This window comes from Solwaraspora sp. WMMD406, from assembly GCF_029626025.1.
Classification (GTDB): domain Bacteria; phylum Actinomycetota; class Actinomycetes; order Mycobacteriales; family Micromonosporaceae; genus Micromonospora_E.
This window is the reverse complement of sequence record NZ_JARUBF010000001.1, coordinates 843,122-859,415: the sequence shown is the minus strand read 5'-3', so window position 1 is coordinate 859,415 and position 16,294 is coordinate 843,122. Positions and strand designations below refer to the sequence as shown.

14 protein-coding genes are annotated in these 16,294 nt (G+C 70.8%); 10 read left to right on the top strand and 4 right to left on the bottom strand.

Annotation, left to right across the window (positions count from 1 at the left end; translation table 11 throughout):
- Positions 1-54 precede the first annotated feature (54 nt).
- Positions 55-1,377 carry an FAD-binding oxidoreductase gene (locus O7632_RS03800; RefSeq protein WP_278111472.1) on the bottom strand — a complete coding sequence of 441 codons (1,323 nt, stop codon included), beginning with the start codon at positions 1,375-1,377 and terminating at the stop codon, positions 55-57.
- A 152-nt stretch (positions 1,378-1,529) separates the two neighbouring features.
- Between O7632_RS03800 and O7632_RS03795 the strand changes: the two genes are divergently transcribed.
- Positions 1,530-3,626: a S9 family peptidase gene (locus O7632_RS03795; protein ID WP_278111470.1), complete on the top strand. Its 2,097-nt coding sequence runs from the start codon at positions 1,530-1,532 to the stop codon at positions 3,624-3,626.
- A 211-nt stretch (positions 3,627-3,837) separates the two neighbouring features.
- Positions 3,838-4,194: an STAS domain-containing protein gene (locus O7632_RS03790; protein WP_278111469.1), complete on the top strand. Its 357-nt coding sequence runs from the start codon at positions 3,838-3,840 to the stop codon at positions 4,192-4,194.
- A gap of 24 nt (positions 4,195-4,218) precedes the next feature.
- Here O7632_RS03790 and O7632_RS03785 read toward each other — a convergent pair whose 3' ends face one another.
- Positions 4,219-5,439 carry an MFS transporter gene (locus O7632_RS03785; RefSeq protein ID WP_278119801.1) on the bottom strand — a complete coding sequence of 407 codons (1,221 nt, stop codon included), beginning with the start codon at positions 5,437-5,439 and terminating at the stop codon, positions 4,219-4,221.
- Between the two features lie 242 nt (positions 5,440-5,681).
- Between O7632_RS03785 and O7632_RS03780 the strand changes: the two genes are divergently transcribed.
- The 6 genes from O7632_RS03780 (at position 5,682) to O7632_RS03755 (ending at position 8,762) form a co-directional block, all read left to right on the top strand.
- Entirely contained in the window at positions 5,682-6,389 is a 708-nt protein-coding gene (locus O7632_RS03780; RefSeq protein ID WP_278111467.1) for a FadR/GntR family transcriptional regulator, read from the top strand.
- A gap of 105 nt (positions 6,390-6,494) precedes the next feature.
- Positions 6,495-6,965, top strand: coding sequence for a large conductance mechanosensitive channel protein MscL (gene mscL, locus O7632_RS03775; RefSeq protein WP_278111466.1), 471 nt, complete (start codon positions 6,495-6,497; stop codon positions 6,963-6,965).
- 157 nt (positions 6,966-7,122) lie between these two features.
- Positions 7,123-7,302, top strand: coding sequence for a hypothetical protein (locus O7632_RS03770; RefSeq protein WP_278111465.1), 180 nt, complete (start codon positions 7,123-7,125; stop codon positions 7,300-7,302).
- Positions 7,303-7,350: 48 nt separating this feature from the next.
- Positions 7,351-7,605, top strand: coding sequence for a hypothetical protein (locus tag O7632_RS03765; protein ID WP_278111464.1), 255 nt, complete (start codon positions 7,351-7,353; stop codon positions 7,603-7,605).
- A 47-nt stretch (positions 7,606-7,652) separates the two neighbouring features.
- Positions 7,653-7,994, top strand: coding sequence for a hypothetical protein (locus O7632_RS03760; RefSeq protein WP_278111462.1), 342 nt, complete (start codon positions 7,653-7,655; stop codon positions 7,992-7,994).
- Between the two features lie 69 nt (positions 7,995-8,063).
- Positions 8,064-8,762, top strand: a complete 699-nt coding sequence (locus O7632_RS03755; RefSeq protein ID WP_278111460.1) for a hypothetical protein — start codon at positions 8,064-8,066, stop codon at positions 8,760-8,762.
- Between the two features lie 262 nt (positions 8,763-9,024).
- On the opposite strand, the gene O7632_RS03750 is transcribed toward O7632_RS03755, so the two are convergent.
- Positions 9,025-11,265: an ATP-dependent RecD-like DNA helicase gene (locus tag O7632_RS03750; RefSeq protein ID WP_278111458.1), complete on the bottom strand. Its 2,241-nt coding sequence runs from the start codon at positions 11,263-11,265 to the stop codon at positions 9,025-9,027.
- A 107-nt stretch (positions 11,266-11,372) separates the two neighbouring features.
- Between O7632_RS03750 and O7632_RS03745 the strand changes: the two genes are divergently transcribed.
- Both O7632_RS03745 and O7632_RS03740 read left to right on the top strand, forming a co-directional pair.
- The gene (locus O7632_RS03745; protein WP_278111457.1) at positions 11,373-11,951 is read left to right on the top strand and encodes a hypothetical protein; all 579 of its coding nucleotides are present in this window, start codon (positions 11,373-11,375) and stop codon (positions 11,949-11,951) included.
- A 193-nt stretch (positions 11,952-12,144) separates the two neighbouring features.
- Positions 12,145-14,181, top strand: a complete 2,037-nt coding sequence (locus O7632_RS03740) for an AAA family ATPase (protein WP_278111454.1) — start codon at positions 12,145-12,147, stop codon at positions 14,179-14,181.
- A gap of 63 nt (positions 14,182-14,244) precedes the next feature.
- On the opposite strand, the gene O7632_RS03735 is transcribed toward O7632_RS03740, so the two are convergent.
- Positions 14,245-16,266: an ATP-binding protein gene (locus O7632_RS03735; RefSeq protein ID WP_278111453.1), complete on the bottom strand. Its 2,022-nt coding sequence runs from the start codon at positions 16,264-16,266 to the stop codon at positions 14,245-14,247.
- Positions 16,267-16,294: the final 28 nt, after the last annotated feature.

Below are 16,294 nucleotides of genomic sequence, written 5' to 3'. Positions count from 1 at the left end.
CTAGAGGCCGCCGGTGAAGGCGCGCTGCTAGAGGCCGCCGGTGAAGGCGCGCTGCTAGAGGCCGCCGGTGAATCGGCCCGGGGCCAGCCGGTGATGCGGATCGAACCGCTGCTTGAGCTCCCGAAGCCGGGGCAGACCGGGCACGTCGCCCCAGATGTCGATGACCCGGCGGACCGCGGCCGGGGCGGAGAGCACCCGGCAGCTGCCGCCACGGGCGAGCAGCACGGTCCGGACCCCGACGAGGATCTCCTCGACCCGGTGCGGCGGGGTCGAACCGGGCAGGACGGCGTGCACCAGGCCGGTGGCCACCGCCCCGCGCACCGGGATCGGCGCTCTCGCCGCGTCCACCAAGGCGTAGATGGCCGCGTGCAGGTGGGCGACCGGCACCTCCAGACGGATCGCGATGTCCCCGGCGGCGAACGGGTAGCGCTGCCACCAGGTGGGCGGCTGGTCGGTCACGCTGGCGTCCGCGCCGAGCAGGTCCGCCGCCCGCTGCGCACGGCGGCGGGTCTGGGTCGCGTCGCCCTCGAACAGCATGGCCAGCAGGCCGGGCCGCAGCGGACCGCGCCGGGGCGGCGGCTCGGCACCGGGCAGATCCAGCTCGATCGCCGCCGCCCGCAGTCCGGCGACCGTCGACTCCGCGACCAGGTCGTGCACCTCCAGCGGCGTACGCACCGAGCGGCGTACCCACAGCCGGTCGGCGGGTTCGGGTTGGAGCCGGACCGTGGCCGACACCAGCACCGCCAGCGCTCCCTGAGATCCGCACAACAGCCGGGACACCTCCCTGCCGTCGCTGGTGTCCGGGGTGGTCCGGACCAGGGTGCCGCTGGCGTCAACGTAGTTGACGCCGATCAGGTGCCGACACGGCGAGCCGTGCCCGTAACTCATCGGACCGGCTTCGTCGGCGGCGACCACACCACCGACGGTCGCCCCGGCCGACGGTGGATCGAACGGCAGCCGCCAGCCCTTGCGGCCGACCGCCGCTTGTGCCTTGCGCAGCGGCGTACCAGCCCCGACCTGCGCGGTCGCCGCGTCCGGCGGGTGGTGCCAGACCCCGGCCAACCGGGCCGTGTCCAGCACGATGTCGACGTGCGACGGCGTCGCGCCCCAGTGCATCTTGCTGCCGCTTCCACGGGGCACCAGCGCCAGATCGTGCTCCGCGGACAGCCGGAGCACTTCGGCGACCGCCGCCACGGTGGGCGGGGCGGCCACCCAGCGGGGCATGGCGGTGGCGACGTCGTCGGCCGGTCCCGCCGCCCGGGCGTACCCGGGTCCGCAGATGTCGGTCAGTCGCCGCGCCACGTCGCTGTTCGCCGCCACCTTGCTGCCCCGGCGCGGGTCGGAGACAGCCTTGTTCCCCCCGGCTTCGTTTGCCACGGCCCTCTTCTCTCCGGCCCGGGTTCGGCCAATCGCCCAGCAGTTCGCCATGCCCCGCGCGCATCGTACACCTGTACTAATCGATACCGAGCGACGACCCCCGAGCGCGTCACGGGAGCCGACCCGACCCCACCGGGCGGTACCGTGACCGGGTGACGATCCAGACACCCGCCCCGCCTGCCGCCAAACGCGTCCCGACCGAACGCACCCACCACAGCGAGACCGTCATCGACGAGTACGCCTGGCTCGCGGTCAAGGACGATCCGGACACGATCGCGTACCTGCAAGCGGAAAACAGCTACACCGAGAGTGCCACGACTCACCTCGCCGCGCTGCGCGAGACGTTGTTCACCGAGACGAAAAGGCGTACTCAAGAGACCGATCTGTCAGTGCCCGCCCGCAAGGGCGACCACTGGTACTACACCCGAACGGTCGAGGGCCAGCAGTACGGCATCCAGTGCCGCCGCCCGGTCCGTCCCGACGAGACCGCCCCGCCGACCACAGCGGACGGTACGCCGCCGGCCGGCGAGGAGATCCTGCTCGACGGCAACGCCCTCGCCGACGGGCACGACTTCTTCGCCCTGGGCACCTTCGACGTGAGCCCGGACGGCCGATGGCTGGCGTACTCCACGGATTTCACCGGCGACGAACGGTTCACCCTGCGGATCAAGGATCTGCGGACCGGCGAGTCGTTGCCCGACGAGATCCCGGACACGTTCTACGGATCGGCCTGGTCCGCCGACGGCAGCGCCCTGTTCTACCTGACCGTGGACGACGCCTGGCGGCCCAACCGGGTCTGGCGACACCAGATCGGCTCCGCCGCCGACACCGACGTCGTCGTCTACCAGGAAGACGACGAACGCTTCTGGGTCGGTGTCGAACTGACCCGCTCCGAGCGGTACATCCTGATCGACGCGCACAGCAAGACCACCAGCGAGGTACGGGCGCTGCCGGCCGGCGACCCGACCGCGCAGCCGGTGGTCGTCGCCCCGCGCCGGCAGGGCGTGGACTACTCGGTCGAGCATCACGGACACCGGTTCCTGATCCTGCACAACGACGGCGCGGAGGACTTCGCGCTCGCGTACACCTCGGCGGACGCCCCCGGCGACTGGGTGCCGCTGATCGAGCACTCCCCGGGCACCCGGCTCGAATCGGTCGACGCCTTCGCCAACCACCTGGTCGTGTCGCTGCGCACCGACGGGCTCACCGGGCTGCGGGTGCTGCCCACCGGCAGCACCGAGACGTTCGACATCGAGTTCCCGGAGCCGATCTACAGCGTCGGCCTGGATTCCAACCCGGAATACTCCACCACCACCATCCGGCTGCGCTACACCTCGCTGGTCACCCCGGACTCGGTGTATGACTACGACCTGGTGACCCGGGAGATGGCGCTGCGCAAGCGCAAGCCGGTGCTCGGCGGCTACGAGCCGACCGACTACGAACAGCACCGGGAATGGGCGCTCGCCGACGACGGCACCCGGGTGCCGATCTCCCTGGTGTGCCGGGCCGGCACCCCGCGCGACGGCTCGGCCCCGTGCGTCATCTACGGGTACGGATCGTACGAGATCAGCATGGACCCGTGGTTCTCCATCCCCCGACTGTCCCTGTTGGACCGGGGAGTGGTCTTCGCGGTGGCGCACGTACGGGGTGGCGGTGAACTGGGGCGCCACTGGTACGACAACGGCAAGATGCTGGCCAAGAAGAACTCGTTCACCGACTTCGTGGCGTGCGCCCGCCACCTGGTCAAGTCGGAATGGACCACCTCGGACCGGCTGGTCGCCCGGGGCGGCTCCGCCGGTGGCCTGCTGATGGGCGCGGTGGTCAACCTCGCGCCGGACGCGTTCGGTGGGATCGTCGCCCAGGTGCCGTTCGTGGACGCGTTGAACACGATCCTCGACCCGTCGCTGCCGCTGACCGTCACCGAGTGGGAGGAGTGGGGCAACCCGCTGGAGGATCCCGAGGTGTACGCGTACATGCGCACCTACACGCCGTACGAGAACGTGGTGTCGACGAGCTATCCGCCGATCCTCGCGGTGACCAGCCTGAACGACACCCGGGTGCTGTACCACGAGCCGGCGAAGTGGATCGCGAAGCTGCGGGCGGTCGCCCCGAACGGGATCTACCTGCTGAAGACGGAGATGGGGGCCGGGCACGGCGGCCCGAGCGGCCGGTACGACGCCTGGCAGGAGGAGGCGTTCGTCACCGCCTGGATCCTCGACCGGATCGGTCACGCCGACGCGGGCAGCTAGCCACCGGCCCAGGTGCACGCGTCCGCGCAAGCCCGGATGCGTGCACCTGGCACCTGGCACCTGGGTCGTGGGTCGTGGGTCGTGGGAAAGGTGCCTGGTGACGCGACTGGCCGTCTGGGCACCGATTATGGTGGCATCGACAACGAACTCCCGGTCCTGCACGGACGACAGCAAGTGGAGTACCGTTCGAGCGAATGGCTGGAGGTCGCGAATGTCCTTGACGGTGCAGACAGAGCAGCGCGGTGACGTCGTCGTCGTGTCGGTCGGTGGTGAGCTGGACATGGCCACCGCACCACAGCTCCAGGATCAGATAACGGATCTACTGGACAAAGGTCGCAGCCAGCTGGTCTTCGACCTAGCGGACGTCTCGTTCTGCGACTCTACCGGTTTGTCGGTCTTCGTCCGGGCCAAGAACGGCTGCGACGAAGCCGGCGGCATCGTCCGGCTGGCCGCACCACAACGCGGCGTGCTGCGGATCCTGGAGGTCAGCGGACTGGTCGAGGTGCTGCAGACCTTTCCGACCGTCGACGAGGCCGTCTCCGCACCGCTACCCGCGCCCACCGACTGAGCCGGCTCAGTCGGCTCAGTCGGCTCAGCCGGCTGAGGCCGCCTCCGGCCGATCGGCCGGCCCGCGCAGCTCGTCCTCGATCCACTGCGGCCGGGCGATCGACCAGCCGGTGCCGGTCTGCACCAGCAACGCCACGAAGAGCAGGCCGATCGGGGCAACCCAGTCACCGGTCCGCCCGTACAGCAGGCCCACCGCCAGCGGACCGAGCGCCGCGATCAGGTAACCGACGCTCTGGGTGAACGCCGACAGCGAGACGATGCCCGCACCGGTCCGGGCCCGTAGCCCGATCATAGCAAGCGCCATCGGGAAGGTGCCCTGACCGAGGGCGAGCAGCACCATCCAGACCAACGCCAGGTCGTACGGCGACCACAGCAGCCCGGCGTAGCTCAGCCCGGACGCCAACGCGGTGCCCAGCACCAGCGGCCGCAGGCTGGTCATCCGGCCGGCCAACGTCGGCATCGCCATCGCGATCGGCACGCTGACCGCCGTGACGCCGGCCAGGAGCAGCCCGGCGGTCTCCGCCCGGAAGCCGGCGTCCCGAAACAGCTGCGCCAACCAGCCCATCTGCGCGTACGCGGCGAACGACTGGGCGCCGAAGAACACCGCCATCAGCCAACCCAACCGCGTCCGGCCCGCCCGGATCCGAGCCCTGCCGGCAACCGCCGGGCGCGGGGCACCAACACCAACACCAACACCGGTACGGGCACCGCTGGCCCGTCGCCGGCTCCGCCAGGCGATCGGCGCCCACAGCGCGGCGGCGGCCACCGCGACCAGCGCCCAGAAGCCGAGCCCGACGCGCCAGCCGCCCGCCGCGTGGGCGATCGGCACCGCCGACCCGGCGGCCACCGAGGCACCGACGGTCAGCGACATGCTGTACGCGCCGGTCACCAGGCCGATCCGGTGCGGGAAGTACTGCCGCACCAGCATGGGCAGCAGAACGTTGGCGACCGCGATCCCGGCCAGCGCCAGCGCGCTGGTCGACACGAACAGCCAGGCGTTGCCGGTCGCCACCCGCAGCAGTTGGCCGAGCGCCAGCGCGCCCATCGCCGCCACCAGCAGTCGCGGCGGGGAGAACCGGCGGACCAGCCACGGGGTGGCCGACCCGACCACGGCGAAGGCCAACGCCGGCAGGGTGGTCACCACCCCGGCCTGCAGGGCGGACATCGGCAAACCGGTACGGACCTCGTCGAGCAGCGGGCCGAGGCTGGTGATCGCCATCCGCAGGTTGAGCGCGACGAGCACCATCGCGGCGAGCACCAAGAGCGCGCCCTGGCCGGACCGGACCTGCTGGCGGTGGGTAGTGGTGGTGGTGGCACGGTGCTGCCCACGCCCGCCGGCGTCCGGTTGCCGGACGACCGGCGGGTCGGCCGGGTCCGGGGCCGGTGCTGTCCCGATGGGCGCGGCGGTCCCCGTGGCCAGGGCGGTTGGCGGAGTCATGCCTGCCATCCTAAAATCATGGGATGATTTATGGTCGGGTGATGTAACGGATGACACCACCGGCACCTTCCCCTACGTCCCCTCCGTCCCCTACGGCCGTCGCCCGGCCCGCCCGGTCTCGGCAGACCCTGGTCCGCCAGGCGATCGAGTCGCTACGGGAACAGATCGCCGCAGGCGACTGGCCGCTCGGCTCCCGCATCCCCACCGAGCCCAAGCTCGCCGAAGCGCTCGGTGTCGGTCGCAACACCGTCCGGGAAGCGGTCCGGGCCCTGGTCCACGCGGGCGTACTGGAGTGCCGTCAGGGTTCCGGCACCTACGTGGTGTCCACCGACGAACTGGCCGGGGCCGTGGCCCGGCGGTGCGCCACCGCCGCCTGGGCGGAGACCGTCGAAGTCCGCCGCGCCTTCGAGGTCGAGGCGGCCCGGCTCGCCGCGCTACGGCGTACCGACGCCGATCTTCGTACGCTCGACCGAGCCCTGGCCGCCCGGGAGGCCGCCTGGGACGGCGGCGACCTGACCGAGTTCGTGGAGGCCGACGTCGCCCTGCACACGGCGATCCTGGCCGCCGCGCACAACGACATGCTCGCTGAGCTGTACGCCTCGATCGGTGCCGCGATGCGGGCCACGGTGGCCGAGGCGGTCGGCCCACACTTGCATCCCGACCAGCACGTCGACCACGCGCGGCTGGTCGAGGCGATCCGGGACCGCGACCCGGACCGGGCCGCGCACGAGGCGGCGGCCTATCTGACGACCGACTGAGTCGGGCGGGGTGCCGGCCGGTTCGGGCGGGCCACGGGTGGTGTCCGGAAGTCGACCTGACGGTAGGTTGTCGGCGAGAATCGCGACCTGGCGCTGGGAGTGCACATGTTGAAGGGCTTCAAGGATTTCATCCTGCGGGGCAACGTGATCGACTTGGCGGTCGGCATCGTCATCGGAGCGGCCTTCACCGCCGTGGTGACCCAGTTGACCAAGTCGTTCCTCGAACCGTTCATCCGGCTGTTCACCGTGATCGTGACCGGCAGCGAGGACGGCATCGCCGGATCGGTGGTCACCATTCGTGGCGTGTCGTTCGACTGGCCGGCCTTCGTCAACGCGGTGATCACGTTCGCTCTCACCGCAGCCGCGCTCTACTTCCTGGTCGTGCTCCCGATGAACCGGCTGGCCGAACGTCGTCGCCGGGGCGAGGAGCCGCCGCCGGCCGCGCCGAGCGAGGAGATCAAGCTGCTCACCGAGATCCGGGACGCACTCGTCGCCGGCGCCCGCCCCGGCGCGCCCCGCCCGGCCGCCGACGATCTGCTCGGCCGCCCCGGTGGAGAGGACCAGCGGTACCGCTGATGATCCATCCGGGTTAGGGGTGTTGCGGCACAACTTACGCCTGGTGCGAATTTCGGGCCGCCGGGACCCGTAGCCGCCGGTGGCGGCGACGGTCGGGTCTCGGCGGTGCCCGAAAAAATCGGCGACAACTTTAGGTGATGTAGGTAACACTGAACGTATGGATCAGTTTGCCGGAACCCTGACCCCGGACTACTCGACCGCGCGCCGGCCCGCCGCCAACCTCGACCGGGCAGCAGCCCGCCCGACCGGCCGTACCGGATCGGTCTTCCCGCGCGAGCACGGCCGCTGCGACGATCCGACCTGCGGAAACTGCTACCAGCGCCCGGAGACCGACTAACCGCCGACCCAGCCGGACAATAGAACATGTGTTCGATAAGCTGCCCGGGTGGAGCAGCGTAAGCACTGGTGGAACGGCAGATGGGGCCGACTGGCCCGGCGGGATGTCTTCCTGCGGGCCGACGCGGACCGCTGGCACGTCGAGGCGCGCAGCGGCGGTGCCGAAGGCGTGTCGCGGTTCACCGAGCACGACAACGAGGAGTCCGCGTACGACACGGTCCGGCACCTGTTGACCGGGCCGGGCGAGTGGCGTGAGGTGGCGGCGGTTTGCCTCCCACCTGTGCGGGGAACCGGTCAGCCATGACCTCCGCCGACGCATTCCGGACTTCCGACGCAGTCAGCTCCACCGACATGGCCACCTGGATGACACCGGGCATGCCGGTGGTCGACGCCACGGGACACACCGTCGGCACGGTCGGTCTGGTACGAGCACCGGACGCCAACGCGGTCACCGTCGAAGGCGACGTCGACGCCGAGGACGAGATCGGCCCAGATCTCCCACACCCGCAGACCGGCGACGAGCCGGCGACCTCCCCGGATGTCGCCGCGCGACTGCTCCGTACCGGCTTTGTCAAGATTCATACGGCGGTGCCCGGCGCCGCCGGGTACGTCGGCCTCGACCAGATTTCAGCGGTGGACACCACGACGGTACGGCTCGCCGTCGCCTGGTCCGAGGTGACCCGACGGGGCTGACCCGACGGGGCTGACCCGCGTACCGGATCGGCGGTAGGGTCACGACCGGACCCGACGGTTGGGGGTGGCGTGGCACGGGGCGGGGTCTTCTGCATCGAGGGCCAGTGGCATCGGGACCTGAACGAACGCGGTTCGGTGCTGCCCACGCTGGAGTTGCTGGAACGGCTCGGCCGGATCCGGTTCATCCACCGCGACGCCGCGACCCCGGACGAACTCGCCTACTTCCTGGACCGGTGGCTGCTGCGCCAGTACGCCGACTACCGGGTCGGCTTCTTCGCGATGCACGGCGAACCGACCCGACTGTGCCTGACCGAGCGACACCAGGTCGACCTGGACGATGTCGCCGACCAGATGGCCGGCCGGTGTGCCGGCAAGCGGCTCTACTTCGGTAGTTGTTCGGTGCTGCGGGCCACCGACACCAAACTGCGCGAGTTCCTCGCCACCACCGGGGCGGCACTGATCTGCGGCTACACCCGGGAGGTCGACTGGGTCGAATCGGCGGCCTTCGAGACAGTGCTGCTCGACGTACTCGCCAACGGGGTTTACAACAACGCCGCCGAGCTACGGATGGGCTCGGCGCACTGGGCGCCACTCGCGGCGTACCTGGGGTTCCGGATCGTCTACGCCAACGGCCGCACCTGGCGGCCGGCCAGCCGACAACGCGCGTCGACCGGCCAGCCGCCAGCGGCGGCGGCGAGCCCGCCGAAGGTGCCGGCGCAGGGCGGCGGACGCGGCGGCCGGGCCAGCCGTACGCCGGCCGGCCGGTGACCGCTTGATCGCCCTTCGCGGAATCACCATGGTGGTGGTAGTTGGTAGGTGGCGGTGGGCGCGCCTCGTAGCCCTCTCGGGAGCTGCCCTTCATTGAGGCAGACGGCGGAGCGGCGTGGATTCGTCGACCTGACCAAGTGGACCGGCTCCGCCGGATCCGAAAGACAAGATCAATGTGAGCGCTATGGCCCTTACATCGCTGGTTTGAGGGCCATGGCGCTCACATTGATCTTGGACACCGACCTATGACGTCCACGCCGGGTCAGTCGGGTGCCAGGCGGTGGGTGAGTGCGGTGTGCCGGCGGCCCGCCCCGGCCGTACGGACCGCGATCGCGATCGCCTTGCGGGAGCCGACCAGCACCACGAGCTTCTTCGCCCTGGTCACCGCCGTATAGAGCAGGTTGCGCTGCAGCAGCGTGTACGAGCTCATGGTGATCGGGATGACCACCGCCGGATACTCGCTGCCCTGCGAGCGGTGCACCGTGATGGCGTACGCGTGTTGCAGCTCGTCCAGCTCGTCGAACTCGTACTCGATGTCCTCGTCCTCATCCGTGCGGACGGTGAGTTTGCGGTCCTCGGTGCTGATCGCGGTGACCACGCCGATGGTGCCATTGAAGACCCCGGCCGTACCTTTGTCGTAGTTGTTGCGGATCTGGATGACCTTGTCGTTGATCCGGAACACCCGCGCGCCGTGCCGCCGCTCCGGCCGGTCGTCACGCGGTGGCGCGAGCGCCTCCTGCAACGCGATGTTGAGGTTGCCCGCCCCGGCCGGGCCCCGGTGCATCGGGGCGAGCACCTGGATGTCGCGGGCGGGCACCCGGAACTTACGCGGGATGCGTCGGGCGACGACGTCGACGACCAGGCCGGCGACCGCCTCCGGGTCGTCAGCGGCGAACAGGAAGAAGTCGGCCATCCCGTCGGTGCGGGGCTGCTCGCCCGCGTTGATCCGGTGCGCGTTGACCACCACCCCGGACTCCTGGGCCTGCCGGAAGATCCGGGTCAACCGCACCTGCGGTACGGCCGGCGCGGCGAGCACGTCGCGCAGCACCTCGCCGGCACCGACCGACGGCAGCTGGTCGACGTCGCCGACCAGCAGCAGATGGGCTCCCGGTGCCACCGCCTTGACCAGCTTGTTGGCCAGGATCAGGTCGAGCATCGAGGCCTCGTCGACGACGATCAGGTCCGCGTCGATCGGGTTGTCCCGGTCGTACGTCGGATCCCCGCCCGGCCGCAGTTGCAGCAGCCGGTGCACGGTGGCGGCCGGATGGCCGGTCAGCTCGGTCATCCGTTTCGCCGCCCGGCCGGTCGGCGCGGCCAGCACGATCTTGGCGCCCTTGGCGGCGGCCAGAGTGATGATCGACTTGACGGTGAACGACTTGCCGCAGCCCGGCCCGCCGGTCAGCACCGCGACCTTCGACGTCAGCGCCAGCCGTACCGCCTGCTCCTGTTCGGGGGCGAGGTCCGCGCCGGTCCCGGCCCGCAGCCAGGCCAACGCCCGGCCCCAGTCGACGTCGGCGAACGCCGACAGCCGGTCGGCACGGTGGTGCAGCAGCCGCAGCAGGCTGCCGGCCAGCGAGCATTCGGCGCGGTGGAACGGCACCAAGTAGACCGCCGGGATGGTGCTGCCGTCGCTGGTCGGGTTCGGCACCGCCTCGCGTACCACGCCTTCCTCGGCGACCAGCGCGGCGAGCGCGTCCCGGACCAGTTCGACGGCGACGCCGAGAATGCCGGCGGCGTCCGTGCACAGGTTGGGTTCCGGCAGGTAGCAGTGGCCGTTGTCGGCGGCCTCCGACAGGGTGTACTGGATGCCGGCCTTGATCCGTTGCGGGCTGTCGTGTGGGATGCCGACCGCCTGCGCGATCGTGTCGGCGGTCTTGAAGCCGATGCCCCAGACGTCGGCGGCCAGCCGGTACGGCTCGTTGCGCACGATCGAGATCGACGCGTCGCCGTACTTCTTGTAGATCCGTACGGCGAGCGAGGTGGACACCCCGACGCCCTGCAGGAAGATCATCACTTCCTTGATCGCCTGCTGTTCGATCCACGCCTTGGCGATCAGCGACGTCCGTTTCGGGCCGAGACCGGGCACTTCGACGAGGCGGGTCGCCTCTTCCTCGATGACCCGCAGCGTGTCGGCGCCGAAATGGGCGACGATCCGGCCGGCCATCTTCGGCCCGATCCCCTTGATCAGGCCGGATCCGAGGTAGCGTTCGATGCCCTGCACCGTCGCCGGCAGTACGGTCGTGTACGAGTGGACCTCGAACTGCCGGCCGTACTTGGGGTGCGACCCCCAGCGGCCGACCAGCCGCACGCTCTCCCCCGGCTGTACGCCGAGCAGCGAGCCAACCACGGTCAGCAGATCGGCCCCGGAGCGGTCGGTGGCGACCCGGGCGATGGTGTATCCGGTCTCCTCGTTGGCGTACGTGATCCGTTCCAGCACGGCTTCCAGCACCGAGCCGCGCGGCGGCCCGGTCGGCGCGGCTACCGGTGGAGTGGTCGACGTCACCGGACGATTATCCCGACCCGGTCGCGGCCCGACCGACCTGCCCGGACCTGGCCGGGGCGGGTTGCCCGCACCTGGCAGACTCGCCAACGATCCAGGAAAGGACTTCGATGAACCCGCAGCATCTGCAGGCCCAGCAGCAGTTGATCGTCCGGCAACGCATCCGGTTGATGGTCAACCAGTACGAGGTGCGCGGCGTACTGCCGGACGGCGCCGACGGTCCGCTGCTCGCCTTCGCACAGCAGAAGCGGATGGCCTTCCGCGAACAGGTCACCCTCTACACCGACGACCAGCGCCAGCAGCCGGTGCTGGGTTTCAAGGCCCGGCAGGTCATCGACCTCGGTGCCACCTACGACGTGCTCGACCCGGACGGCCGACCCATCGGCCTGTTCCGCAAGGACTTCGCCCGGTCGTTGCTGCGCTCCACCTGGCACCTCGAACAGCCCGGCTTCGGGGCGATCGTCGGCCAGGAACGCAACGCCGTCGTGGCGGTGCTGCGGCGGTTCAGCGACGCGCTGTCCTGGCTGCCCTACCACTTCGACTTCACCATGCAGGACCAGCCGGTCTTCTCGGTGGTTCGCAAGTGGGGTCTGCGGGACAGCTACCGGGTGGACATCGCGCACCCGCAGGTGGATCGCCGGCTGGTCATCGCGATGGCGGTCGCCCTGGACGCCCTGCAAGGCCGGTGACGGCCCTCGACCGCCGACGCGAAGGCCGCCGACATGGAAGACCCCGCGCCACCGACGCGAAAGCCGCCGACCGACCGGCTCGGACAGTCGGCGGATCAACAATCGACTCCACTCAGGTTACGGTGAGTGGCCCCGGTCGGTGCACCCGGACCGGGGCCCTGGCGCGAACCGAGACTCACTAAGATATCGATTTGTGACGGCCGGATGTGGCGACAGCAGCAGCAGTCTCGGCCAGCGTCTGAAGCAGACCCGAGAGCATCACTTCGTCGGCCGTACGGCCGAACTGGCTTTGCTGCGCCGGGCGCTCAGCAACGCCTCGGAGCCGTTCAGCGTGCTCTACCTGCACGGGCCGGGTGGCATCGGCAAGTCCACCCTGCTGCGGCACTTCGGCGACGAGGCCACGTCCGCCGGTCGCCGGGTGGTGCACGTCGACGGCCGGGCGGTCAGCCCGTCACCGGCCCGGTTCGAGTCGGCCGCCGGTGCGGCGTTGGCCGACGAATCGGCGGTGTTGCTGGTCGACTCGTTCGAGCACTGCCAAGGGCTGGAGGACTGGCTGCGGGACCGTTTCCTGCCCCGGCTGCCGGACACCGTACCGGTGGTCCTCGCCGGACGGGACGGGCCGGGTCCGCAGTGGCGGGCCGATCCGGCCTGGCGGGACCTGCTCAAGGTGGTTCCGCTGCGGAACCTGCCGCCGGAGAACGCGGTCGCGCTACTGACCCGCCGTGGCGTACCGCCCGAGCTCCACGAATCGGTCCTGACCTTCGCTGGCGGGCACCCATTGGCGCTCCGGCTGGCCGCCGAGGTCGCGGTCACCTCCGACGCCTCCGTCACCTCAGCCTGGCAGCCCAGCCAGAACGTGGTGGAGACGCTGCTCACCCAGTTGATCGGGGACACCCCGTCGCCACTGCACCGGCACGCCCTGGAGGTGTGCGCGCACGCCCGTACCACCACCGAGGAACTGCTGAGGGCGGCTCTGGACACTGATCCCGGTCCGATCTTCGCCTGGCTGCGCGAGCTACCGTTCATCGAGTCGGACGCCCGGGGTCTGCACCCCCACGACGTGGTACGCGACGCCCTCAACCACGATCTTCGCTGGCGTGACCCGCAGGGCTTCGAGACCATGCACCGGCGGCTGCACAGCTACCTGCTGGGCGAGGCGCTGGCCGCGACCGGTTCGGCGGTGCTGCCCACCGTCGGCGCGATGATGTACCTGCAACGCCACGCCCAGGTGATCCGGCGGTACTTCACCTGGCAGGGCGAGGGCGAGGTGTTCGAGGACAGCTACCGCCCCGCCGACCGGGACGCCGTGACGGCGCTGGCCACCGAGGCCGAAGGCGCGGAGTCTGCCTCGATCGTACGGTTCTGGCTGGACCGTCAGCCGGAAAACTGCTTCGTCTACCGGAGCTCGGCGACGGACGCCGTGGTCGCGTTCATGATCTGGCTGAGCCTGTCCGATCCGGATCCGCAGGAGCTGCAGACCGATCCGGTGGTCGCCACGGCGTGGCGGCACTGCCGATCGACCGCGCCGCTGCGCTGCGGGGAGCACATCGGGATCGCCCGGTTCATGGTGCATCCGCCGGCGTACCAGCGGCCGTCGCCGGTGACCGACCTGGTCCAGATGCGGATGCTGGCCTGGTTCCTGCACGACAAGGGCCTGGCCACGCACTACCTGGTGCTGCGGGACGCCGAGTTCTGGCAGCCGCACCTGGCCTACTTCGACGACCATCCGGTCGGTACGGTGCCGAAGGTCGGCGGCCGCCCGTACCACCTGTACTTCCACGACTGGCGGTTGACTCCGCTGATGCAGTGGCTGGCGCACAACCAGCAGCAGCTGCTGTACGGCATGCAGCCCCGGCCGGCGCAGGAGAGCGCCGAGCTGCTGGTGCTGTCCCGGCCGGAGTTCGACGCCGCCGTCCGGGCCGGGCTGCGTACCTGGCGTCGTCCCGACGAGTTGGCCACGAATCCGCTGACCCGCAGTCGGCTGGTCGTCAACCAGGGCGGCACCGACCCCCGGCTGGCGTTGCGGGACGCGCTGGCTGGTGCGGTCGACCGGCTCCGCGACGACGAACGGTCGCACCGCGTGCTCGTCACCACCTTTCTCAACGGCACGCCGACCCAGGAAGCCGCTGCGGATCGGCTGGGTCTGCCGTTCAGCACCTATCGCCGGCACCTGGCCCGGGCCCTGGACCGGCTCAGTGACCTGCTGTGGGAACAGGAACTGCACGGCTGACCCGACCGGTACGCCGGCTTGACCCGTACGCCGGCAGCGGCACCGCGACCGGTCTGGTCCGCGCTACCGGGACTCGCGCCGCCACAGTGACTCGCACAGCCGATGCAGCGCGCCGCGCAGATGCCGCTTGTAGGTGCTGGCGGGCAGGCCGAGCCGCTGCGCCGCGGCTTCCTGAGTGATCCGTCCGGACAGGTAGGTGGTCACCAGGACCTGGTGCAGCTTGGCGTCGCGGGGGTCGGCGCGCAGCAGCTCCGTCGCCTCGGTGAGCAGGCCGCGCAACGTCACGGCGGGATCGTCGTCGCGAGCGGACTCGGGATCGCCGTCGCGGCCGGACTCGTGCTCGGCCACCATCCGGCTGCGGGCCAACGGGTTGGTCCGCAGCTGCGGCAGATCGTGGAAGTGTTTGACGGCGCTGCGGACCGCCGCGTCGAACTGCGGACGCGACAGCACGGTCAGCTCCGCTGTCACGGTCTCCGGGACGGTGGCCAGCCCCGCCAACGGCCACGCGGTGACCCGCTGGGCCCACATGTCCAGTGGGACCGCCCGCCAGTCGTGGGCGTACAGGTCGTACGGCCGGCCGTCGACGATCGGACGCGGATGGATCGGCAGGTGATCGATGAATTCGGCCACCCCGACCGCCTCGTCGGCCAACGTCAGAAACGACCAGGCCAGCCGCTCCGAGCGGATCCACCACTGCAGCGTACGGATGTTCATCAGGTCGCGGATCGCGGATCGCCGCTGGTCGGGCAGTGGATAGCCGAACCGGGTGAGCAGGATGTGTTCGCCGGGGCGGGGCGGGGCGGACGCGGCGTGCGCCCAGACCGCCGCGACCACCGGGTCGGCCGCCAGTTCCTCGGGTGCCGGGCTGGGCAGCCGTAGCGTCACCTGGAAGCCGTCGATGGCGCCGTCACGCGATCGCCGGTACACGTCGAACGCCTCGGGTTGCCGCTCCAGCCAGAAGCCGACCAGGTCGTCGGCCCCGTCGGCCTGCCGGGCCAGCTGCCGAAGCGTGGCATGGTCGGCCGGGCGCGCCTGGTCGGGATAGACGGCACCGCCGCCGTGGCGGAGTGCGAACGGTGCCATGACGGCACTGTCCTGCAGGATGTGGTAGAGCGACCGGACCGCTGGCAGCGCCGCGTCGCCGCTCGCGGCGCGGGCCCGGTGCAGCAAATGGGCCGCCACCCGGGTGTGCATCACCCGGTATCCGCGCGGATCCCGCCACCGCAGGTCCGCGTCGAGCACGCTGCGGACCACGTCGTGCGGCACGATACCGTCCTGATCGGACTCGACGAACGGCAGCCGCCGCAGCCACGCGAACAGTTCGGCGGCCGGCTCACCGACCACCGCCCGCAGCAGGTCCTCGGTGGTCGTCAGCGCGTGCGAACAGGTTTCCAGAGCGAGCCGATGCTGCGGCGACGGCACCTCACCGACCAGCTGGTGCAGCAGCGTGGCCACCACGTCCGGCGTCGGTGCCCAGGTGGTGTCGGCGTCGTGGTCGCTGTTGGCCACCGCCGCCGACAGGTTGAGCGCCAGCGGGTGGCCACCGGCGAAGCGCAGCACTGCGTCCCACAGCTCCGACGCGACGCCGCGCCGGTCGAGCAGTTCCATCGCCGCGTCCGGTGGCAGGTCACCGAGGGCCACCACGCGCAGCACGTCGGACCAGCCGAGGTCGGCTTCCCACTCCCGGTCCGGTGGCCGGCGACTGGCGATCACCACGACGACCCCGTCGGAGATCTGCGGCAGGAACCGGTCCCGCAGCCAGCTTTCCAGACCCTGGCAGCGTTCGAACGTGTCGACCAGCAGCACCGCGGGTGCCCCGCTCGTCGCGGCGTACGCGGCCGCGGTGAACCCGTCCGGCGACGGTTCGATGCCGGCTCCGTCTGCTTGGACGACGATCCGTCCGGCGTCGCGGGCCTCGACGGCGAACCGGCGCAGCAGCATGGATTTGCCGATGCCGCCGGGTCCGTGCAGGTACCACACCGGGCGGGTGCCGGGTGCGCCGGCCAGTGTGGCCCGGAAGGCGGCGACTTCGGCGGTACGGCCGACGAATGCTCCGTCACGTGCCGTACGCAGTCTGTCCGCCAATCGCCCAGCCACCGCGCCCCCCGGGATC

Excerpts from the sequence above, each read along its gene's own strand:
- O7632_RS03790 (WP_278111469.1), top strand. The coding sequence starts at position 3,838 with ATGTCCTTGACGGTGCAGACAGAGCAGCGCGGTGACGTCGTCGTCGTG.
- O7632_RS03785 (WP_278119801.1), bottom strand. The coding sequence starts at position 5,439 with ATGGTGCTCGTCGCGCTCAACCTGCGGATGGCGATCACCAGCCTCGGC.
- O7632_RS03780 (WP_278111467.1), top strand. The coding sequence starts at position 5,682 with ATGACACCACCGGCACCTTCCCCTACGTCCCCTCCGTCCCCTACGGCC.
- mscL (WP_278111466.1), top strand. The coding sequence starts at position 6,495 with ATGTTGAAGGGCTTCAAGGATTTCATCCTGCGGGGCAACGTGATCGAC.
- O7632_RS03770 (WP_278111465.1), top strand. The coding sequence starts at position 7,123 with ATGGATCAGTTTGCCGGAACCCTGACCCCGGACTACTCGACCGCGCGC.
- O7632_RS03760 (WP_278111462.1), top strand. The coding sequence starts at position 7,653 with ATGGCCACCTGGATGACACCGGGCATGCCGGTGGTCGACGCCACGGGA.
- O7632_RS03745 (WP_278111457.1), top strand. The coding sequence starts at position 11,373 with ATGAACCCGCAGCATCTGCAGGCCCAGCAGCAGTTGATCGTCCGGCAA.